Consider the following 19,427-nt stretch of genomic DNA (forward strand, 5'->3'; position numbering starts at 1 on the left):
CCGATTGCCCCACCGGGGCCCCCGGCCGACGATCGAGCCATGTTCAGCGGCGCGCATGTGATCCTCTACTCCCGGGACGCGGAGGCCGACCGGGCCTTCCTCAAGGACGTCGTCGGCTTCGAGCACGTGGACGCCGGACACGGCTGGCTCATCTTCAAACTGCCTCCTGCCGAGGTCGCGGTGCACCCGACGACGCACGAGCCGAGGTCCGAGGTGTACCTCATGTGCGACGACCTCACCCAGACGCTGACAAGCCTGGACAAGAAGGGCGCCGAGATCTCACGGGCCATCACCGAGGAGCGCTGGGGCCTGCTTGCCGCCGTCCGCCTGCCGAGCGGCACCGAACTCCCCCTGTACGAACCGCGTCACCCGACCGCGCTCGGCGGCGACTCACCCTGATGGCCCACCCCGATGACAGGTCACATCTCATATCTGAGATAACGTGACGCCATGGCAGACGACTACCTCGTACGCATCGGCAAGCTCATCCGTGACGCCCGGCAGCACCGCGGCTGGACACAGACGCAGCTCGCCGAAGCACTGGCCACGAGCCAGAGCGCCGTCAACCGGATCGAGCGCGGCAACCAGAACATCAGCCTTGAGATGATTGCCCGGATCGGCGAAGCCCTCGACAGCGAGATCGTGTCCCTGGGATACGCGGGCCCCATGCACCTCCGGGTCGTCGGCCGCCGCCGCCTCTCCGGCGCGATCGACGTCAAGACGAGCAAGAACGCCTGTGTCGCGCTGCTCTGCGCCTCGCTCCTCAACAAGGGCCGGACCGTCCTGCGCCGGGTCGCCCGCATCGAGGAGGTCTTCCGGCTCCTGGAGGTCCTGAACTCCATCGGCGTCCGGACCCGCTGGATCAACGACGGCGTGGACCTGGAGATCGTGCCCCCGGCCGAGCTCGACATGGAGTCCATCGACGCCGAGGCCGCGATCCGCACCCGCTCGATCATCATGTTCCTCGGCCCGCTGCTCCACCGCATGGACCGCTTCAAGCTGCCGTACGCCGGCGGCTGCGACCTCGGTACGCGCACGATCGAGCCGCACATGATCGCGCTGCGCCGCTTCGGCCTGGAGGTCACCGCCACCGAGGGCATCTACCACGCCCAGGTCGAGCGCTCCGTCTCCCCCGACCGCCCGATCGTCCTGACCGAGCGCGGAGACACCGTCACCGAGAACGCGCTGCTCGCCGCCGCCCGGCACGACGGCGTGACCGTCATCCGCAACGCCTCCTCCAACTACATGGTCCAGGACCTGTGCTTCTTCCTGGAGGCGCTCGGCGTCCGGGTCGACGGCATCGGCACCACCACCCTGACCGTGCACGGCGTGCCGCAGATCGACGTGGACGTCGACTACTCCCCCTCCGAGGACCCGGTCGAGGCGATGAGCCTGCTCGCCGCCGCGGTGGTCACGGAGTCGGAGCTGACGATCCGCCGGGTCCCGATCGAGTTCATGGAGATCGAGCTCGCGGTCCTGGAGGAGATGGGCCTCGACCACGACCGCTCGGCGGAGTACGCGGCGGACAACGGCCGTACGCGCCTGGTCGACCTGACGGTCCGCCCCTCCAAGCTGGAGGCGCCGATCGACAAGATCCACCCGATGCCGTTCCCGGGCCTGAACATCGACAACGTCCCCTTCTTCGCGGCGATCGCGGCGACGGCCCAGGGCAAGACCCTCATCCACGACTGGGTCTACGACAACCGCGCCATCTACCTCACCGACCTCAACCGCCTCGGCGGCCGCCTCCAGCTCCTCGACCCCCACCGCGTCCTGGTGGAGGGCCCGACCCGCTGGCGCGCCGCCGAGATGATGTGCCCGCCGGCCCTGCGCCCGGCCGTGGTCGTGCTCCTCGCGATGATGGCCGCCGAGGGCACCTCGGTCCTCCGCAATGTCTACGTCATCAACCGCGGTTACGAGGACCTGGCGGAGCGCCTGAACTCGATCGGCGCCCAGATCGAGATCTTCCGGGACATCTGAGAGCTGTTTACAATGCGCCTCTCGGATCCATTCGGAAGAGAGCATCGTGAAGAAAGCGCGCATTTGTCTCGTGGTGGCCTGCATTCTCATGGTCGCCTCGTGCGGGGGAAACAGCACTTCTGTGGACACATCTCGCCTGACCGACCGCGAGAAGGAATGGGTCGAGTTCTCTCACGCGCACGAGAAGAATCAGGACATCAAGGAGAAGTGGGAACGGCTGCCGGCCGACGGGGTCAAGTCCTACCTCGATGAGCAGCTCCCCCGGCTGTGCGGCGACACCGCGGCGCTGATGGAGGGCCTGAAGAAGGCGGGCTACGCGGCGGACGAGATGCGGGACTACAAGCAGAAGACCGCCGAGCTCATCTGCTGACCGCGGGCCGGCTCCCGCTTCCGGAACACGAAGGTCCCTGCCGGTGACGGCAGGGACCTTCGTGTTTCCGGGGGCGGGCCGCCCGGGCTACGTCACCGCGCCGCCGAGGATCCTCAGCGAGTACGTGTCGTACGCCCGGTGCAGGACCATCACCACGGGCCCCGAGGTGAACACCCCGCTCACGACGTACTCCTTCTTGTTCCCGGTCTCGGCGACCTTCTTCTCATAGAGGGAATCGGTCTCCTTCCTCGCCCGGTCGAGCCACGAGGAAGCCTCGGTGTGGTCGACTCCCGCGACGTCGAGCCGGGTGCAGGCGGCGAGGAAGGCGAATGCGCCGGAGCGGTTCGTGCCGGTTCTGCACAGAAGCGACGACATGTTCTCGTGATCGGCGTATCCGGCCGACACCGATATTCCGTCTCCACCGCGTCCGTGGACGTAGGTCTTCTTCTTCCCGTCGGGCATCTCCTGCTCGACGGGTTTGTCCAGCTTCAGCTTCCAGTCTTTCGCGAGTCCGGCGAGGAATTCCTTTCCGGTGTATCCGGGGTGCATCGTGTCCGCCGCGCCGAAGGCGGGCCGCTCGTCGCCGGCCACCGCGTGCTTCGGCAGATCGGCGGCTCGCGGAGCGGTCCGCGTCGTGGCGGACGGTTCGGGGCGCGGGGCCGCCGTCCTCGGGCGCTCGGACGCCGCGGTCGTCCCGGGGTCGTTCCGGCCGCAGGCGGCGGCTCCCGCCGTGCCGACGACGAGCGTCATCAGCACGACGGGAACACGGAGGGCGGCGCGGATCACAGGCCACCGTCGACGAGACCGCACGGACCGGGCTCGGCGTAGTTGTACGGGACGAAGGCGATGGCGTCGAACACCACGTTGTCGTCGCCGGTGCCGCCCTTCTGGATGTTGTCCATCTCGATCCGTCCTCCCTTCCAGAAGGTGAAGGTGCCCATCTCGAACCAGGTGTCCTTGCCCGCGGCACGGGTTCCCTGGTTCACGTTGCAGTAGTCGGGCTTGGCGCCCGCCGTGTTGTCGCCCGGGATGAAGTCGTACCGGACGACCGCCTCCGCGCCGTGGCTGGGCAGGTGGAGGTAGATCTTGTACCGCTGTCCGGGCTGGTCGCCGGAGGGCAGCTTCTCCTGGTTGACCTGCCACCGGCCGGTGACCTTGTGGAACGGCTCGGTGTACGGGTAGCTGTGCGTGAAGTAGACATGGTGGTCGTACCCCGCGCCGAGCTGGTGCAGGTCGAGACCGGCGATGTACGGGCTCGCGCGCCAGGTGCCGTCCTCCCGCGACATGGTGACGTTGTCGCCGAGCTGGAGGGTGAACTTGCCGTCGTCGGCACCCTCGAAGTCCCCGCAGTCGTAGGTCTCCTCGTGCTCTCCGAGGTCGTCGACGATGATGGCGTTGGTGTAGACGCTCGGGTGGTCGATGCACGGGCCGTGGCCGTACTTGCTCTCCAGCGCGGGTTCTCCCGATCCGAGCGAGTAGCTGAGGTGCTCGGTGCTGGAGTTGCCGGTGCTCTGCCCGCCCATCCAGTCGGCGCTGCCGCTCCAGCGGCACTGCTCGTCCCAGCTCGGGCACGGGTCGGCCGCGGCCGGGTCGCACGCGTTGATGGACGGCGAGCAGAACAGGGTCCGCGGCGGGATCTTGATGACGCCCATCGGCATGGTCGGCTCGGCGTACGACTCCTCGGCGTTCCAGGTCAGCTGGGGCGTCTCCGCCCAGCCGAGGATCTTCTCCGAGTAGTTCCACTCGCCGGGGCGGGAGGCGTCGTTGTAGCTGTAGCGGAGGAACGGCTGCCGGTCGGCCGGGTAGCTCGGGTTGATCGGGTTGTTGAAGAAGCCGAGGCCGACGGAACCGGAGGTGTAGACGCCGGAGTTGTAGCCCCAGAGCGCCATGTACCAGTTCTCGATGTAGGCCGGGCTGCCCGAGTTGGCCTGCATGCCGAGGGCCTTGAGCTGGTTCCACTTCTCGGCCAGGATGCCGAGACCGGCGGCGATGTTCGCCGCGTAGTCCGTGGTGACGGCGCCGGCCCGCAGGGGGTCGAGCTGCGAGTCGTGCTTCTCCGACATGCCGGTCGTCACCTGGGCGATGCCGTAGCCGCAGTCGGCCTTCTCGCGGTCGGGGTAGCCGTGGATGCCGTTCAGGTTGCCGAACCAGTCGGACCGGGTGACGTTGCCCGAGTCGCCGTTCATGGAGTGCCAGGAGGCCTGCTTGAAGTTGGACTCCTGGGCGAGGATGCCGAGCATGACCTGCGCGGGGATCTCACCTCCGCCGGTCAGCGCCGGCTTCGGGAACAGGCCCTGCGGGGTGTACGCGGCGAGGCCGGTGTCGTGCCAGTTCTGCGGCCGGGAGACGTACAGCTGGCCGTGGACGGCCTGGTCGACCGCCCACTCGACCTGGTTCGCGCTGGCCTGGAGTGCCTGGCGCTTGGGGTCGTTGCGCTTGACGATGCAGGGGGTCTCCATCGTGCCGACCTTGCCCCAGACGGGCACGCCGGATCCGGAGAGACACTTCGTCTCCGCCTCGCCCTCACCGCAGTTGGGCGGATCGTCGTCGTCGTCCATCGGCAGAACGAACGCGGCCGGGTCCATCGGCAGCGAGGAGTCCTGCTTCGGCCGCTTGCGGTCGGCGTCCACCCGCTTGGTGGCCTTGGCACCGGTCTTGAGCGCGGTCGCCTCGACGGTCAGCGATCCGGCGCCCTCGGAGGAGGCCGCGCCGATGCGCGAGGTGATGCCCTTCATCTGCTCGGAGAACAGCGAGTTGGTCACCAGGTGGCCGTGCCGGGAGATGCCGGCCACGCGGCCGTCCACCGCGTGCTTGGCGAGCCCCGGGGCCTTGCCGGTGTCGATCCCCTTCACGTCGCCGACCACCGCGGCGCCGTCGGCGACGGGCAGGAGCTTGACCTTGCCCTTCGGGGCCCGGCCCAGCTCGGTGAAGCCCTTGCCGTCGAAGTGGGAGATGACGCTCTTCTCGCCGTCGACCGTGCCGACGTCCACGCCGTCCTTCGAGGCGGTCAGCGCGAACATCGGGCCGGGCACCGCGGCGAGCTTGCCGGCGGTCAGCTTCTTCCCGTTGCCCTTCAGGTCCACGAGGTTGCCGTCGAGCACGCCGACGGTCCCCTTCTGCGTGGGCGTGACGTGCGTCAGGTAGCCGTCGACCGTGCGGCGGGAGGTGACCGATCCGGTGGCCGCGTCGACGGAGATCACCGTCGTCGCGCCGACGGACGTGTCGGTGGCCGAACTGGAGGTGAACGCCACCTCGTCGCCCGTGCCGCAACCCGGCGTGAAGTACGCCAGCTTGACCCGGTCGGGAACCTCGGTGACCTTGCCGTCGGAGAGCCGGATGACAGCGGCGAAGGCGCCGCGCTCGTACGCGCCGGGCTGGTTGGACCAGACCGACGGGGCGTAGACCGCCGCCGCGTAGTTCCCCGAGCCCGTGGTGCAGACGTAGCCCGTCCACGGGCCGATGTCGGACAGTTCCTTGCGGTTGAGGCGGGCTATCTCGTAGAAGGAGAACCCGTCGTTCTCCTTGGCCGCGAGGATGTGCAGTCCCTCGGCGTCGCCGGTGGCCTGCACGATCGCGTCCGACGAGGAGACGTACTCCGCTCCCAGGTCCTTGCTGGGGGTGGAGAACAGGCGGGGCGTCGTGCCGTCCGCGGCGGCGGGTGCCACCGTGGCGTCCGCGGAAGCCAGCGGAACGAGGGCGGCGGATGCCGCGACCACGCTCATGGCGATCAGCGGGTTCGTGGCGAAGTATCTTCCAAGACGTCGCTTGCGCATGATCTTCCTTACATCCAGTCCGTGCAACTGCCGTGAAGCGCCGGGAGGCTCACGTCGACCGGCTTGTCTCCGGAGGCGGTGGGGTCCTGGATGACGTACCTCATCGGCTCGGGGTCGTACTGAGCGTTGACGTCGTTCCAGCACGCCTTCGCGGTCGTGCTCTTCCAGTTCCGCATCGGGGTGTAGGCGCCCGCCACGCCGGTTCCGAGCAGGCCCGACGTGTCGTAGGCCTCGACGCCGCCGTCGGGATCACGGGTCGTCCACAGCGTCAGGTACACGTAGTCGGGCGACGTGTCGAGATCGCGTGAGACCTTCGCCCAGACCGCCTGGCAGTCGGGCGACCACATCAGCCGCACCGCGACCGAGCCGTCCGCCTCGGTCACCTGCTGAAGGATCTCGGCGTCGGCGTCACACCCCATCTGAATGGGGTCCTTGTCCGAACAGGTGGCCCGCCAGCAACCGGCCGCGACGGCCGGGGACGCCTGAATTCCCTGAAAAAATCCCGCCAACAGCGTCAGAGCGACCGCTGCCGGCCCCCATCTGCGTATGCCGCGCACACACATCACCTTCACTCTTTCTTCATCCTTCTCTCCACACGTCATTTCGACGTCGGAGGGAAGGCGAAGAATACGCGAACACGCGTGTGGCAAAAGGGGGTTGACCGGCATGTGACCTGCGGCGATGCCGAAGCCGGACATGTTGTGGCAGTGCGTCCCATCAGTGGTGCGCGGCCACAGAGCGGGACGTGTCAGGCGGATTTTCCGCTGAACGGAAAAGGGGTATTTCCCTGCTGCGTCGACAATTCACGGCGCCGTGGATCAATAGCTCCACAAGGGGCTATTCCTATTCACCCGAGGCTTCACCCGAGGCGGACATGTGACTGTCCGGCACCTCGGGTCGCGACTACGATCCCGGCGTGGATCCCTACACGCATGCCCCGCCGCCGCCCCCGCTGCCGCCCCGGCCGGCGCCACGGCGATGGTGGCGGCGCCGGCCGCTCGTCGTGGTCGGAGCGGTCCTGGTGCCGTCCTTCGGGATCGCGCTCCTCCTGCACGCCGGGGATCCGTCGGCGCGGGGGCCGGTGCGGGACGACGCCCGGCCGCCGGAGGGCACGGCCGCCGGCTCTCCCTCCGCGAAGCCCGCCGAGCCCGCCGTGAAGCCCTCGAAGCCGTCCGGGCCTCCCATGCTCGTGGGGAAGAACCTCAAGGAGGCGAGGGGCATCGCCTCCGCCGCCGGGTTCGACGTCGTGTCCCACGACGCCTCCGATCAGGACGCGGAGCAGTGGGACACGGACAACTGGAAGGTGTGCTTCCAGACTTCGGCGGGGCAGCGGAACGGGGACCGGCCCGCCCTGGACCTCGGCGTGGTCCGCGTGGAGGCGCCCTGTCCCGCCGCCGACGGCGAGAAGCCGCCCTGGCCGACCATGCCCGCCGTCACGGGTCTGACCTTCGCGCGGGCCGTCGAGACGCTGAAGCCCGTCGGCTTCAGGAAGGTCGAGCCGGAGAGCGCGTACTCCGACGTGACCCTGCCCGGCGTCGCCGACCCGTGGAAGGTCTGCTTCCAGGATCCGCGGCCGGGCGGGGAGGTCGAGAACCCGCAGTTCGGGACCGTGTACCTCAAGCTCGCACCGCCCGACGCCCCTTGTCCCGAGCGGCCGTACGCCGAGTTGCGTCCCTGACGCCGGGCCCCTCGGGCGCCTCGACGGGTCCCTCAGCCGCCTCCGGGGATCATCGCGCCGCCCTTGAGGCGTTCGATGTCGGACGCCCGGACCTGGATCACGAAGATGGCGACCAGGGCGCCGACGACGGCGAAGATCGCGGCGGTGACGAAGCCCGCGGAGACGCCGGAGGTGAGGACCTCGTCGCCCCAGGGGGGCGGGAGCTGACCGGTCTTGGCGAACTGGGCCTTCTCCAGCGGGCCTGCCTGGGAGAGGAAGGCGGGGACCTGCGTCTCCGCCTCGTTGCGGCTGGCGGTGCCGAACACCGTCACCAGGATGGAGAGGCCGAGCGAACCGCCCACCTGTTGCATGGCGTTGAGCAGGCCGGACGCGGCGCCGGACTCCTGTGGCTCGACGTTCGACAGCGCCATGATGGTCAGCGAGACGAACATCAGGCCCATGCCCAGGCCGAAGACGAGGATCGGTCCGAGGATGCTGCCCAGATAGGTGGAGTCCACATTGGTGAGGGTCAGCCAGGACAGGCCGGCCGCGGCGAGGATCGACCCCGTCACCATGAAGGGCTTCGGGCCGTACCGGGGCAGCAGGTTGGACGTGAAGCCGGCGCCGACCGCGATGATCGCGCTGACCGGCAGGAACGCGAGACCCGTCGTCAGGGGGCTGAAGCCCAGCACCTGCTGCACGAACAGGGTGAGGAAGAAGAACATCCCGAAGATGGCCGCCGCCAGGCAGAGCATGATGACGTACGTGCCCGAGCGGTTGCGGTCGGCGAACATGTGCAGGGGCGTGATGGGTTGCTGGGAGCGCCGCTCGATGAGGATGAACGTGGCCAGGAGGACCACCGCGGCGGCGAACGAGCCGATCGTGTAGGGGTCGCTCCAGCCTTCCTGGGCGGCGCGGATGAATCCGTACACCAGCGCCACCATGCCGAGCGTCGAGGTCAGCGCGCCGGCGAGGTCGAAGTGGCCCGGGTGCCGCTCGGACTCCTTGACGTGACGCGGTGTGAGGACCGCGATCACCACGGCGATCGGGACGTTCACGAAGAAGATCCAGCGCCAGTCGAGCCATTGGACGAGCATGCCTCCGGCCACCAGGCCGATCGCGCCGCCGCCGGCCGATACGCCCGCGAAGACGCCGAAGGCCCGGTTGCGTTCCGGGCCTTCGTCGAACGTCGTGGTGATGAGGGAGAGCGAGGTCGGCGAGGCTATCGCTCCGCCGACGCCCTGGAGCGACCGCGCCGCGAGGAGTTGCCACTCGCTCTGCGCGAGTCCGCAGAAGAGGGAGGCGAGTCCGAAGAGCAGCACGCCGAAGATGAAGACACGTCGCCGGCCCAGGATGTCACCGGTGCGCCCGCCGAGGAGCAACAGGCCGCCGAAGGTGAGGGTGTAGGCGTTGACGACCCAGGACAGGCTGGTGGTCGAGAAGTCCAGCGCGCTCTGGATGTGCGGGAGCGCGATGTTCACGATCGTGATGTCGAGGACCACCATCAGCTGGCAGGACGCGATGACGAACAGGGCAATGCCCTTGCCGTCACTGCCCTTCTTCGGGGTGGCGGTCTGTGCCGGTGTCGTCGGCTTGGGTGTACTCATTGGGCGCCTCGGGCCTCGCCTGGTGAGTGAGCCGTGGGCCGGTCAGTCCACCTTTCGACACTAAGCCCGGCCCGCGCGGGTGACCAGTTGATCAAGCGTGCGCGGGCTCGTCGAGGACCGCGAAGCCGTCGAGCTCCACCAGCGCCTGTTCGTCCCAGAGGCGTACGACTCCGATGACGGCCATCGCCGGGTAGTCGCGGCCCGCCAAACGGCGCCAGATCCGGCCCAGTTCATGGGCGTGGTCGCGGTAGCCGGCGACGTCGGTGGTGTAGACGGTGACGCGGGCGAGGTCGGCGGGGGTGCCGCCGGCGTGCCGCAGGGCGGTGAGGAGGTTGCCGAGGGCGGTGGTGAACTGCTCGGTGAGCTCCTCCCCCACGACCTTGCCCTCGCTGTCGAGGGCCGTCTGTCCGGCGAGGAAGACGAACCGTGTCCCGGTGGCGGTGACGGCGTGGGAGAAGCCGGTGGGCGGGGAGAGTTCGGCGGGATTGTGGCGGTGCAGGCTCATGTGGTCGGCTCCTCCTGGTGATGCGGCACGTACGGCCCCCTGGCGGCGTCGTGCCGCGCGTGCGGTCCGCTCGCGGGACGGGGCGGCGCGTGCGGTCCGCTCGCGGGCTCCTTCTCGGGCGGCAGCTTCGCGTACAGCTCCTTCGCGATGATCGTGCGCTGGACCTCGGTCGCGCCCTCGTAGATCCGGGGTGCCCGGACCTCCCGGTAGAGGTGTTCCAGGAGGTGGCCGCGCTGGAGGGCGAGGGCGCCGTGCAGCTGGACGGCGGCGTCGACGACGTACTGGGCGGTCTCGGTGGCGAGGAGCTTGGCCATCGCGGAGCGGCGGGGGACGTCCGGGTCGCCCTCGTCGTACGCCACGGCCGCCGCGTACACGAGCAGACGGGCGGCCTCGGTGCGGGTGGCCATCTCGGCGACGCGGTGCGAGACGGCCTGGAGGTCGGCGAGGACGCCGCCGAAGGCGGGGCGGGCGGCGGTGTGGGCGAGGGCGGCGTCGAGGGCGGCCTGGGCCATGCCGACGGCGAAGGCGCCGACGCTGGGCCGGAAGAGGTTCAGGGTGTTCATGGCGACCCGGAAGCCCCGGTCGGGTGCGCCGAGGAGGTCCTCGGGGCCGACGGGGACACCGTCGAAGGTGAGGGTCCCGAGGGCGTGCGGGGCGAGCATGTCGAGCGCCTCACCGCCGAGCCCGGGGCGGTCGGCGGGGACGAGGAAGGCGGTGACGCCACGGGCTCCCGCGCCCCGGGTGGTGCGGGCGAAGACGGTGGCGAAGTCGGCCTCGGGGGCGTTGGAGATCCACCGCTTCTCGCCGTGCAGCCGCCAGCCGCCGCGCCCGTCGGGGACGGCGTCGAGGGCGAGGGCGGCGGCGTCGGAGCCGGCGTCCGGTTCGGAGAGGGCGAAGGCGGCGACGGCTCGTCCCGCGGTGGCCTCGGGGAGCCAGCGGGCGCGCTGGGCGGGGGTGCCGAAGGCGGCGACGGGGTGCGTGCCGAGGCCCTGGAGGGCGAGGGCGGTCTCGGCCTCGGTGCAGGTCCGGGCGAGGGACTCGCGCAGGAGGCAGAGGTCGAGGGCGCCGGCCTCGAAGAGGCGGGCGAGGAGGCCCAGCTCGCCCAGGGCGGCGACGAGGGGCCGGTTGACCCGCCCGGGTTCGCCCTGGTCGGCGAGGGGCTTCAGGCGTTCGGCGGCGAGGGCGCTGAGCTGCGCACACCAGGTGATCTGTGCCGGATCGAGCGAGAATGCGGGCATGTGGGCCCTCTCTGACGCCCCCGGGCGTCTTCGTCCCTGCGCCGTGCGGCGCCCTGATTCGGACGCCGTGCGGCGCCTTCGTCCGAGTACCCGCGGGCACCCTTGTCGCGAACCGTTGACTGCCGTCACCAACACGATACGCTCGTGGAGCGACGGGCGACCCCAACTCGACAGGGGGACGGACTCATGGAGCTGACACCCTCGGCCCACCTCGACACATTCGCCCGCGACCGGCTGCCCCCGCCCGACCGGTGGCCGCGTCTCGTCTTCGACCTCCCCGAGCTCTCCTACCCCGACCGGCTCAACTGCGGCACGGAGCTCCTCGACCGCACGGTGGAGCGCTTCGGCGCCGAGCGGCCCGCCTTCCACGACGGCGAGGGCGGGGTCTGGAGCTACGGCGAGCTCCGCGACCGGGTGGACCGCATCGCCCACGTCCTCACCACCGACCTGCGGGTCCTGCCCGGCAACCGGGTCCTCCTGCGCGGCCCCACCACGCCCTGGCTGGCCGCCTGCTGGCTGGCCGTGATGAAGGCCGGCGGCGTCGCCGTCACCGTTCTGGCCCAGCAGCGCGCTCCCGAGCTGGCCGTGATGGCCGAGGCGGCGCGGTGCACCCACGCGCTCTGCGACGCCCACGTCCTCGACGAACTCCTCGCCGCCCGGATACCCGGGCTCCGGATCACCCCGTTCGGCGGGGACGGACCGGACGACCTGCTGGCCCTGGCCGACCGCCGCGCCGGGCCGTACGAGGCGGTGGCGACCGCCGCCGACGACGTCGCCCTGATCGCCTTCACCTCCGGCACGACCGGGCAGCCCAAGGGCTGCGTCCACTTCCACCGGGACATCCTGGCCGTCGCCGACACCTTCTCCGCGCGCGTCCTGCGCCCGCTGCCCGACGACGTCTTCGCCGGCTCCCCGCCGCTCGCCTTCACCTTCGGCCTCGGCGGGCTCGTCGTCTTCCCCCTGCGGGCCGGGGCGAGCGCGGTCCTCCTCGAACAGGCCGGGCCCAAACAGCTGCTCGCGGCGATCGAACGGCACCGGGTGTCGGTGCTCTTCACCGCCCCGACGGCCTACCGGGTCATGCTCGACGAGCTGTCCCAGGGCACCGCCCCGGAGGTGGCCTCGCTGCGCCGCTGCGTCTCGGCCGGCGAGAACCTGCCGGAGGCGACCTGGAAGGCCTGGTACGCGCGGACCGGTCTGCGCCTGATCAACGGCATCGGCGCGACCGAGCTGCTGCACATCTTCATCTCCGCCGCCGACGGCGACATCCGTCCCGGCACCACCGGCCGCCCGGTGCCCGGCTGGCAGGCCAGGATCGTCGACGTCGACGGCAACGGCGTCCCGGACGGCCAGGAGGGGCTGCTCGCGGTGCGCGGCCCGGTCGGCTGCCGCTATCTGGCCGACCCCCGCCAGGAGGAGTACGTAAGGAACGGCTGGAACGTCACGGGCGACACGTACGTCCGCGAGCCCGACGGCTGGTTCCGCTATGTCTCACGGGCCGACGACATGATCATCTCGGCCGGGTACAACATCGCCGGACCACAGGTCGAGGAGGTGCTCCTCGACCACCCGGACGTGGTGGAGACGGCGGTGGTGGGCCGCCCGGACGAACTGCGCGGCCAGGTCGTCGTGGCGTACACGGTGGTACGGGACGGGGTGCCGCGCGACGCGAGCACCGCCGCCGCCCTGCGGGCCTTCGTCCGCGCCCGCCTCGCCCCGTACAAGTCGCCCCGGGAGATCGTCTTCCTCGACGCGCTGCCGCGCACGGCGACGGGCAAGCTCCAGCGCTTCCGGCTGCGCGACCCGGCGGAGCCGGAGGCCCCGGCATGACCCGGCGGGCCGGTGCGGCCCGGCATGACGTGTGCACCACCCCCTAAAGTGATCACGTGGCCGAGCAGCACACTCCCCGATCCCTGATCGTCTCCCTCTACGGCGCGTACGGCCGTGGGCCCGACGAGTCGCCGGTGCCGGTGGCCGCGCTCATCCGGCTGCTCGGCGCGCTCGGCGTCGACGCGCCCTCGGTGCGTTCCTCGGTGTCCCGGCTCAAGCGGCGCGGGCTGCTGCTGCCGGGCCGGACGGCGGGCGGCGCCGCCGGGTACGCCCTCTCGGAGGACGCCCGGCGGCTCCTGGACGACGGCGACCGCCGGATCTACGCCCGTACGGAGCCGAAGCTGTCCGAGGGCTGGGTCCTGGCCGTCTTCTCGGTGCCCGAGGCCGAGCGGCACAAGCGGCACCTGCTGCGGTCCCGGCTGGCCCGGCTGGGTTTCGGCACGGCGGCGCCGGGCGTCTGGATCGCGCCCGCCCGGCTGTACGAGGAGACCCGGAACGCCCTGGAGCGCCTGGAGCTCTCCCCGTACGTGGACCTCTTCCGCGGCGACCACCTGGGGTTCGCGGCGACAGCGGAGGCGGTGGCCCGCTGGTGGGACCTGCCGGCGATCGCCGGGCTCCACGAGGAGTTCCTTGCGGCCCACGAGCCGGTCCTGCGGGCCTGGCGGACGGCCCCGGCGGGCGCCGAGGACGCCTACCGGGACTACCTCCTCGCCCTGGACTCCTGGCGCCGGCTGCCCTACGCGGACCCGGTGCTCCCGGCGGAGCTCCTGCCGGACGACTGGCCGGGCCGCCGCTCCGCGGAGGTCTTCGCGGCCCTGCACGAGCTGCTGCGGGACCGGGGCGCGGAGCACGTGGGCCCGTTCCTGGCGGGCGACTAGTCCGCGGTCCGGTTCCTTACGGACAGGGCCCCGATCAGACAGACCAGGCCCGCCGTGCTCAGGACCGCGCGGACGATGTTCCACGCCACCCACGGGCCCTCGAACGCGGCCCGGGCGGCGGCGGGGTCCTTCGCCGCCGCGAGGGCGTCGTTGAGCGGGACGTTCACCGCCGAGGTGACCACGAGGACCGCCATGCCGAGGACGAACCCGGCGAGCGTCCAGAGCCGCGCCCGGCCCGCCCGGTGCTGCCAGGCGGCGACCGCGGTGAGGATCGGCACCCCGAAGAACGGGGTGAAGAACACCGGGTTCTGGATCACGTCGTTGATGTTCCGCATCACCTCGACGTAGACCCGGTCGTCACTGCGCGCCAGCGCCGGCATGACCGAGCAGACGTACGCGAACCACACCCCCGCGAGCAGTCCCGTCGTCACCGTCGCCGCGCCGAGGACCAGCCCGGCACCCTTCTTCCCGCCCCTGTTTTCTGTCATGCCCTCATTCAAGGGCAGGAGCCCGTGCGGGCGACATGGTTCCGCGTCCCGCTCCCATACGCGAGCGTCCAGGTTCCTCAGTCCCGGCGGCCGGTGGGCGGGCGGCGGCTGCCCGCGCGGTACGGGGCGGGCCAGGGCGCTGCCGGGCCCCGGTACTCCTGCTCGGCCGCCGCGTGCAGGGTCCAGTGCGGGTCGTAGAGGTGCGGCCGGGCGAGGGCGCAGAGGTCGGCGCGGCCCGCCAGGAGCAGGGAGTTGACGTCGTCCCAGGAGGAGATCGCGCCGACCGCGATCACCGGGACGCCGAGCTCGTTGCGGATGCGGTCGGCGTAGGGCGTCTGGTACGAGCGGCCGTAGGCGGGCTCCTCGTCGGGGACGACCTGGCCGGTGGAGACGTCGATGGCGTCGGCGCCGTGGTCGGCGAAGGCGCGGGCGATCTCGACGGCGTCCTCGGCGGTCGTGCCGCCCTCGGCCCAGTCGGTCGCGGAGATGCGGACGGTCATGGGGCGGTCGGCGGGCCATGCCTCGCGTACCGCGTCGAAGACTTCGAGGGGGTAGCGCAGCCGGGCCGTGAGGTCGCCGCCGTAGGCGTCGGTGCGGTGGTTGGTGAGCGGCGAGAGGAAGCCGGAGAGGAGGTAGCCGTGGGCGCAGTGGAGTTCGAGGAGGTCGAAGCCGCTGCGGGCGGCGCGGTGGGCGGCGGCGGTGAACTGCTCGCGCACGGCGGTGAGCCCGGCGCGGTCGAGGGCGCTCGGGGTCTGGTTGACGCCGGTCCTGTACGGGAGGGGCGAGGCGGCGACGAGCGGCCAGTTGCCCTCGGGGAGTGGCTGGTCGATGCCCTCCCACATGAGGCGGGTGGAGCCCTTGCGGCCGGAGTGGCCGAGCTGGACGCCGAGCGCGGTGCCGGGCGCCGAGGCGTGGACGAAGTCGGCGACGCGGGTCCAGGCGGCGGCCTGGGCGTCGGTCCAGAGTCCGGTGCAGCCGGGGGTGATGCGGCCCTCCGGGCTGACGCAGACCATCTCGGTCATGACGAGTCCGGCTCCGCCCAGGGCCCTGGAGCCGAGGTGGACGAGGTGGAAGTCGCCGGGGACGCCGTCCTCGGCGACGTACAGGTCCATCGGGGAGACGACGACCCGGTTGCGGAGGGTCAGTCCGCGCAGCCGGAAGGGGGTGAACATGGGCGGGGTGCCGGGCGGGCAGCCGAAGTCCTCCTCGACGGCCGCGGTGAAGGCGGGGTCGCGGAGCCTCAGGTTGGCGTGGGTGACGCGGCGGCTGCGGGTGAGCAGGTCGAAGGCGAAGGGGCGGGGCGGCCGGTCGACGTGCCCGGCGAGCTCCTCGAACCAGCGCAGGCTGGCGCCGGCCGCGCGCTGGGTGGACTCGACGACGGGACGGCGCTCGGTCTCGTAGGCACCGAGGGCCTCGTCGAGGGCGGGGTGCGCGCCGAGGGCGGCGGCGAGCGCGACGGCGTCCTCCACGGCCAGTTTGGTGCCGGAGCCGATGGAGAAGTGCGCGGTGTGGGCGGCGTCGCCGATGAGCACGGTGTTGCCGTGCGACCAGCGCGCGTTGGCGACGGTGCGGAAGGCGGTCCAGGTGGAGTTGTTGGAGCGGAGTTCCCGGCCGCCGAGCGCCTCGGCGAAGATCTTGGCGCAGCGGGCGGTGGACTCGGCCTCGTCGAGCTCGTGGAAGCCGGCGGCCCTCCAGACCTCCTCGCGCATCTCGACGATGACGGTGGAGGAGTCCGCGGAGTAGGGGTAGGCGTGGAGCTGCATCACGCCGTGCTCGGTCTCGGCGATCTCGAAGCGGAAGGCCTCGAAGGGGAAGTCGGCGGCCAGCCAGACGTACCGGCAGCGGTGGGTGGTGATCCGGGGGCGGAAGTGCGCGGCGTGGGCCTCGCGGGTGTGGCTGTGGACGCCGTCGGCGGCGACGACCAGGTCGTGTTCGGCGGCGAGGACGGCGGCGGGCGGGGCCTCGGTGCGGAAGCGGAGCCGTACGCCGAGCTCGGCGCAGCGGGCGTGCAGGATCTCCAGGAGCCGGCGGCGGCCGAGGGCGGCGAAGCCGTGCCCGGTGGAGGTGGTGCGGTGGCCGCGGTGGACGACGTCGATGTCGTCCCAGCGGACGAGCTCGCGGCGGAGCGCCTCGTACACGACGGGGTCGGCGTCCCGGATGCCGCCGAGGGTCTCGTCGGAGAGGACGACGCCGAAGCCGAAGGTGTCGGAGGGCGCGTTCCGCTCCCAGACGGTGATCTCGCGCGCCGGGTCCTGCCGCAGCAGCAGCGCGGCGGCGTAGAGCCCGCCGGGGCCGCCCCCGATGACGGCGACGCTCCGGGGGCCCCGGCCCGAGGCCGTCATCAGCGTCCCCGCCATTTCGGGGGGCGTTTCTCGGTGAAGGCGGCGTGGAACTCGGCGTAGTCCTCGCCGTTCATCAGGAGCGCCTGGGTGGCCGCGTCCAGTTCGACGGCGGCGGCGAGCGGCATGTCGAGCTCGGCGGTGAGCAGGGCCTTGGTCTGGGCGAGCGCGAGGGCGGGGCCGTCCGCGAGGCGGCGGGCCAGGGCGGCGGCCCGCTCCCCCGCCGCACCCTCCTCGGTGAGCTCGCTGAGGAGGCCGATGCGCTCGGCCTCGGCGGCGTGGACGGGCTCGCCCAGCATGAGGAGGCGGGTGGCGTAGCCGAGTCCGACGACCCGGGGCAGCAGATAGGCGGCGCCCATGTCTCCGCCGGAGAGGCCGACCCGGGTGAAGAGGAAGGAGAAGCGGGTGGTGGGGTCGGCGATCCGGAAGTCGGCGGCGAGGGCGAGGACGGCCCCGGCGCCGGCGGCGACGCCGTGGAGGGCGGCGACGACGGGGAAGGGGCATTCGCGGAGGGCGCGGACGACCTGGCCGGTCATCCGGTTGAAGTCGAGGAGCCGGGCGGTGTCGAGGGCGAGGGTGGCGCCGATGATCTCGTCGACGTCGCCGCCCGAGCAGAAGCCGCGGCCCTCGCCGCCGAGGACGAGCGCGCGGACGGCGCGCTCGCGGGAGAGCTCGGCGAGGAGGTCGCGGAGGTCGGCGTAGGCGCCGAAGGTGAGGGCGTTGAGTTTCGCGGGGCGGGCGAGGGTGACGGTGGCGACGCCCTCGTCGATGTCGAGACGCAGATGGTCCCAGCGTGCCGTGCGGGGTGCGGATCCGGTAAAGGGGCTCATCCGGCAGGCCTCCTTCCTCCGCAGGGAGGGTATCACCGTACTGTGACCGTCGTCACGAGTACGCGATAAGGAGGCGCGCGCCGGGCCCTCACAAGGTCCCGGCGGATCCGTGACCGAGGTCCCCGCCGGGAAGGCGGGGGTGCCCTGGGAAACGGATTTTGCACCTCGTAAGGTTGAAACCAGGACGTCTCGGGATGCCCCCGTCCCCACGCCCCACCCGCCCCAGGCGAAGGGAGCCCGCCCCCCATGCCCGAAGCCACCGGACCCGCGGCCGCCGGACCCGCCGCCTGGCGCGTCCGCCTGCCCCACACCACCGCCGCCGTGCCGATGGCCCGCGCCATGATCCGTACCGCGCTCACCGACCTGGACCCCGGGGCCGCCGACCGCCCGGACAGCGAAACTGCCGAGCTGCTCACCGCCGAGCTCGTGGCCAACGCCGTCGAGCACACCGCCGGGGCGGGCCCCATCGAGCTGGTCGTCGAGCTCCTCTCGGCGCCCGGCGGCTGTCAGATCGAGGTCCACGACTCGCAGCCCGCGCTCCCCGGGGAGCTCGTCTGCCCCGACCCCGGGGTCGAGGTCGACCCCTGGCAGGAGCACGGCCGCGGCCTCCTCCTGATCCGGGCACTGAGCAGCGACTGCGGCCATCGCCCCACCGCGCAGGGCAAGGCGGTCTGGTTCACGCTCCCGGGGATTCCGGCTCAGCGGCGCCGTCCGACGCCGTGACGCGCCGCGCGTCGCGGCGCCCGCGGACGGCGTGCGGCCCGGCGCCGACGGCCAGGACCGGAGACCGACCCCGGCCATGATCCGCCGGACACCACCCAACAAAGCACTACTAGGCGCCGGCTCCTAGCCGGCGAGCGTCGCGACCAGGACGGCCTTGATCGTGTGCATCCGGTTCTCGGCCTCGTCGAAGACGACCGAGTGCGCCGACTCGAAGACCTCGTCCGAGACCTCCAGCTCGGTGAGGCCGTGCCGGGCGTGGATGTCCCGCCCGACGGCGGTGCCGAGGTCGTGGAAGGCGGGCAGGCAGTGCAGGAACTTGACGTCCGGGTTCCCGGTGGCGCGCAGCACGTCCATCGTCACGGAGTACGGGGCGAGGGCGGCGATCCGCTCGTCCCAGACCTCCTTGGGCTCACCCATGGAGACCCAGACGTCGGTGACGACGAAGTCGGCGCCGGCGACGCCCTCGGTCACGTCCTCGGTGAGCGTGATCGTGGCACCGCTCGCCTCGGCGAGCCCGCGGGCGGCCGCGACGACGTCCTCGGCCGGCCAGTAGCTCTTCGGGGCGACGATCCGGACGTCCATGCCGAGCAGGGCGCCGGTGACCAGGTAGGAGTTGCCCATGTTGAAGCGGGCGTCGCCGAGGTAGGCGAAGGCGATCCCGTCGAGCGGCTTGTCCACGTGCTCGGTCATGGTGAGCACGTCGGCCAGCATCTGGGTGGGGTGCCAGTCGTCGGTGAGCCCGTTGAAGACGGGCACGCCCGCGAAGGCGGCGAGCTCCTCTACCGCGGCCTGGCTGTCCCCGCGGTACTCGATGCCGTCGAACATCCGGCCGAGGACACGGGCGGTGTCCTTGACCGACTCCTTGTGGCCGATCTGGGAGCCCGAGGGGTCGAGGTAGGTGGTCGAGGCGCCCTGGTCGGCGGCGGCGACCTCGAAGGCGCAGCGGGTCCGGGTCGAGGTCTTCTCGAAGATCAGGGCGATGTTCCGGCCGCGCAGCCGCTGCACCTCGGTGCCCGCCTTCTTGGCGGCCTTGAGCTCCGCGGCGAGCGCGATCAGCCCGCGGAACTCCTCGGCGGTGAAGTCCAGCTCCTTGAGGAAGTGGCGGCCGATGAGGTCTGTGGCCATGGGACGCGCTCCTGTGGGTACGGGTCGGGAGGACGGCGGTCGGAACTCTGGAAGTGTATACGCACTTCAACATTTCTATACAGCCCC

Annotated in this window: 17 protein-coding genes; 7 read left to right on the forward strand and 10 right to left on the reverse strand. The window is 71.5% G+C overall.

What is annotated here, in order from left to right; all coding sequences use genetic code 11:
* The first annotated feature begins 39 nt into the window (after positions 1-39).
* The 3 genes from IE237_RS34210 (at position 40) to IE237_RS34220 (ending at position 2,350) form a co-directional block, all read left to right on the forward strand.
* Positions 40-399 carry a VOC family protein gene (locus IE237_RS34210; RefSeq protein ID WP_189806064.1) on the forward strand — a complete coding sequence of 120 codons (360 nt, stop codon included), beginning with the start codon at positions 40-42 and terminating at the stop codon, positions 397-399.
* Between the two features lie 51 nt (positions 400-450).
* Positions 451-1,980, forward strand: a complete 1,530-nt coding sequence (locus IE237_RS34215) for a helix-turn-helix domain-containing protein (RefSeq protein ID WP_189806065.1) — start codon at positions 451-453, stop codon at positions 1,978-1,980.
* 121 nt (positions 1,981-2,101) lie between these two features.
* On the forward strand, positions 2,102-2,350 hold the full coding sequence (locus IE237_RS34220; RefSeq protein ID WP_189806066.1) for a hypothetical protein: 249 nt from the start codon (positions 2,102-2,104) through the stop codon (positions 2,348-2,350).
* 87 nt (positions 2,351-2,437) lie between these two features.
* On the opposite strand, the gene IE237_RS34225 is transcribed toward IE237_RS34220, so the two are convergent.
* Genes IE237_RS34225 through IE237_RS34235 form a run of 3 tightly spaced genes read right to left on the reverse strand, consistent with a single transcriptional unit; the run spans position 2,438 to position 6,821 of the window.
* Positions 2,438-3,100: a hypothetical protein gene (locus IE237_RS34225; RefSeq protein WP_189806067.1), complete on the reverse strand. Its 663-nt coding sequence runs from the start codon at positions 3,098-3,100 to the stop codon at positions 2,438-2,440.
* A 32-nt stretch (positions 3,101-3,132) separates the two neighbouring features.
* Entirely contained in the window at positions 3,133-6,123 is a 2,991-nt protein-coding gene (locus tag IE237_RS34230; RefSeq protein ID WP_189806068.1) for a hypothetical protein, read from the reverse strand.
* An 8-nt stretch (positions 6,124-6,131) separates the two neighbouring features.
* The gene (locus IE237_RS34235) at positions 6,132-6,821 is read right to left on the reverse strand and encodes a DUF2690 domain-containing protein (protein WP_189806069.1); all 690 of its coding nucleotides are present in this window, start codon (positions 6,819-6,821) and stop codon (positions 6,132-6,134) included.
* A gap of 218 nt (positions 6,822-7,039) precedes the next feature.
* Here IE237_RS34235 and IE237_RS34240 point away from each other — a divergent pair, with 218 nt between their 5' ends.
* Positions 7,040-7,801: a Stk1 family PASTA domain-containing Ser/Thr kinase gene (locus tag IE237_RS34240; protein ID WP_189806070.1), complete on the forward strand. Its 762-nt coding sequence runs from the start codon at positions 7,040-7,042 to the stop codon at positions 7,799-7,801.
* A gap of 32 nt (positions 7,802-7,833) precedes the next feature.
* Here the strand turns inward: IE237_RS34240 and IE237_RS34245 are convergent, their stop codons facing one another.
* The 3 genes from IE237_RS34245 to IE237_RS34255 all read right to left on the reverse strand — a co-directional run bounded on the left by IE237_RS34245 (position 7,834) and on the right by IE237_RS34255 (position 11,130).
* Positions 7,834-9,387 carry an MFS transporter gene (locus tag IE237_RS34245; protein ID WP_189806071.1) on the reverse strand — a complete coding sequence of 518 codons (1,554 nt, stop codon included), beginning with the start codon at positions 9,385-9,387 and terminating at the stop codon, positions 7,834-7,836.
* A 91-nt stretch (positions 9,388-9,478) separates the two neighbouring features.
* Positions 9,479-9,892, reverse strand: a complete 414-nt coding sequence (locus IE237_RS34250; RefSeq protein ID WP_189806072.1) for a RidA family protein — start codon at positions 9,890-9,892, stop codon at positions 9,479-9,481.
* Positions 9,889-11,130, reverse strand: coding sequence for an acyl-CoA dehydrogenase family protein (locus IE237_RS34255; RefSeq protein ID WP_229843847.1), 1,242 nt, complete (start codon positions 11,128-11,130; stop codon positions 9,889-9,891). The genes IE237_RS34250 and IE237_RS34255 overlap by 4 nt, the downstream gene beginning before the upstream one ends.
* Positions 11,131-11,316: 186 nt before the next feature.
* Between IE237_RS34255 and IE237_RS34260 the strand changes: the two genes are divergently transcribed.
* Complete coding sequence (locus IE237_RS34260; protein WP_189806073.1) at positions 11,317-12,957, forward strand: AMP-binding protein; 1,641 nt, start codon at positions 11,317-11,319, stop codon at positions 12,955-12,957.
* Between the two features lie 56 nt (positions 12,958-13,013).
* Positions 13,014-13,835 carry a PaaX family transcriptional regulator gene (locus IE237_RS34265; RefSeq protein WP_189806074.1) on the forward strand — a complete coding sequence of 274 codons (822 nt, stop codon included), beginning with the start codon at positions 13,014-13,016 and terminating at the stop codon, positions 13,833-13,835.
* Here the strand turns inward: IE237_RS34265 and IE237_RS34270 are convergent.
* The 3 genes from IE237_RS34270 to IE237_RS34280 all read right to left on the reverse strand — a co-directional run bounded on the left by IE237_RS34270 (position 13,832) and on the right by IE237_RS34280 (position 17,492).
* Positions 13,832-14,323 carry an anthrone oxygenase family protein gene (locus IE237_RS34270; RefSeq protein WP_189806075.1) on the reverse strand — a complete coding sequence of 164 codons (492 nt, stop codon included), beginning with the start codon at positions 14,321-14,323 and terminating at the stop codon, positions 13,832-13,834. The two genes, IE237_RS34265 and IE237_RS34270, sit on opposite strands and share 4 nt — an antisense overlap.
* Before the next feature lie 77 nt (positions 14,324-14,400).
* Positions 14,401-16,680: a bifunctional salicylyl-CoA 5-hydroxylase/oxidoreductase gene (locus IE237_RS34275; RefSeq protein WP_229843850.1), complete on the reverse strand. Its 2,280-nt coding sequence runs from the start codon at positions 16,678-16,680 to the stop codon at positions 14,401-14,403.
* Positions 16,665-17,492: an enoyl-CoA hydratase family protein gene (locus IE237_RS34280; protein WP_189806076.1), complete on the reverse strand. Its 828-nt coding sequence runs from the start codon at positions 17,490-17,492 to the stop codon at positions 16,665-16,667. The genes IE237_RS34275 and IE237_RS34280 overlap by 16 nt, the downstream gene beginning before the upstream one ends.
* 246 nt (positions 17,493-17,738) lie before the next feature.
* Here IE237_RS34280 and IE237_RS34285 point away from each other — a divergent pair, with 246 nt between their 5' ends.
* Positions 17,739-18,215 (forward strand): ATP-binding protein, encoded by a 477-nt coding sequence (locus IE237_RS34285; RefSeq protein WP_189806077.1) that lies wholly within the window; start codon positions 17,739-17,741, stop codon positions 18,213-18,215.
* 123 nt (positions 18,216-18,338) lie between these two features.
* Here the strand turns inward: IE237_RS34285 and argF are convergent, their stop codons facing one another.
* Positions 18,339-19,340: an ornithine carbamoyltransferase gene (gene argF / locus IE237_RS34290; RefSeq protein ID WP_189806078.1), complete on the reverse strand. Its 1,002-nt coding sequence runs from the start codon at positions 19,338-19,340 to the stop codon at positions 18,339-18,341.
* Between the last annotated feature and the right edge of the window lie 87 nt (positions 19,341-19,427).

This window comes from Streptomyces tanashiensis, from assembly GCF_014648895.1.
Lineage (GTDB): Bacteria > Actinomycetota > Actinomycetes > Streptomycetales > Streptomycetaceae > Streptomyces > Streptomyces tanashiensis.

Excerpts from the sequence above, each read along its gene's own strand:
- IE237_RS34210 (WP_189806064.1), top strand. The coding sequence starts at position 40 with ATGTTCAGCGGCGCGCATGTGATCCTCTACTCCCGGGACGCGGAGGCC.
- IE237_RS34215 (WP_189806065.1), top strand. The coding sequence starts at position 451 with ATGGCAGACGACTACCTCGTACGCATCGGCAAGCTCATCCGTGACGCC.
- IE237_RS34225 (WP_189806067.1), bottom strand. The coding sequence starts at position 3,100 with ATGACGCTCGTCGTCGGCACGGCGGGAGCCGCCGCCTGCGGCCGGAAC.
- IE237_RS34230 (WP_189806068.1), bottom strand. The coding sequence starts at position 6,123 with ATGCGCAAGCGACGTCTTGGAAGATACTTCGCCACGAACCCGCTGATC.
- IE237_RS34235 (WP_189806069.1), bottom strand. The coding sequence starts at position 6,821 with ATGTCCGGCTTCGGCATCGCCGCAGGTCACATGCCGGTCAACCCCCTT.
- IE237_RS34245 (WP_189806071.1), bottom strand. The coding sequence starts at position 9,387 with ATGAGTACACCCAAGCCGACGACACCGGCACAGACCGCCACCCCGAAG.
- IE237_RS34250 (WP_189806072.1), bottom strand. The coding sequence starts at position 9,892 with ATGAGCCTGCACCGCCACAATCCCGCCGAACTCTCCCCGCCCACCGGC.
- IE237_RS34255 (WP_229843847.1), bottom strand. The coding sequence starts at position 11,130 with ATGCCCGCATTCTCGCTCGATCCGGCACAGATCACCTGGTGTGCGCAG.
- IE237_RS34260 (WP_189806073.1), top strand. The coding sequence starts at position 11,317 with ATGGAGCTGACACCCTCGGCCCACCTCGACACATTCGCCCGCGACCGG.
- IE237_RS34270 (WP_189806075.1), bottom strand. The coding sequence starts at position 14,323 with ATGACAGAAAACAGGGGCGGGAAGAAGGGTGCCGGGCTGGTCCTCGGC.
- IE237_RS34275 (WP_229843850.1), bottom strand. The coding sequence starts at position 16,680 with ATGGCGGGGACGCTGATGACGGCCTCGGGCCGGGGCCCCCGGAGCGTC.
- IE237_RS34280 (WP_189806076.1), bottom strand. The coding sequence starts at position 17,492 with ATGAGCCCCTTTACCGGATCCGCACCCCGCACGGCACGCTGGGACCAT.
- IE237_RS34285 (WP_189806077.1), top strand. The coding sequence starts at position 17,739 with ATGCCCGAAGCCACCGGACCCGCGGCCGCCGGACCCGCCGCCTGGCGC.
- argF (WP_189806078.1), bottom strand. The coding sequence starts at position 19,340 with ATGGCCACAGACCTCATCGGCCGCCACTTCCTCAAGGAGCTGGACTTC.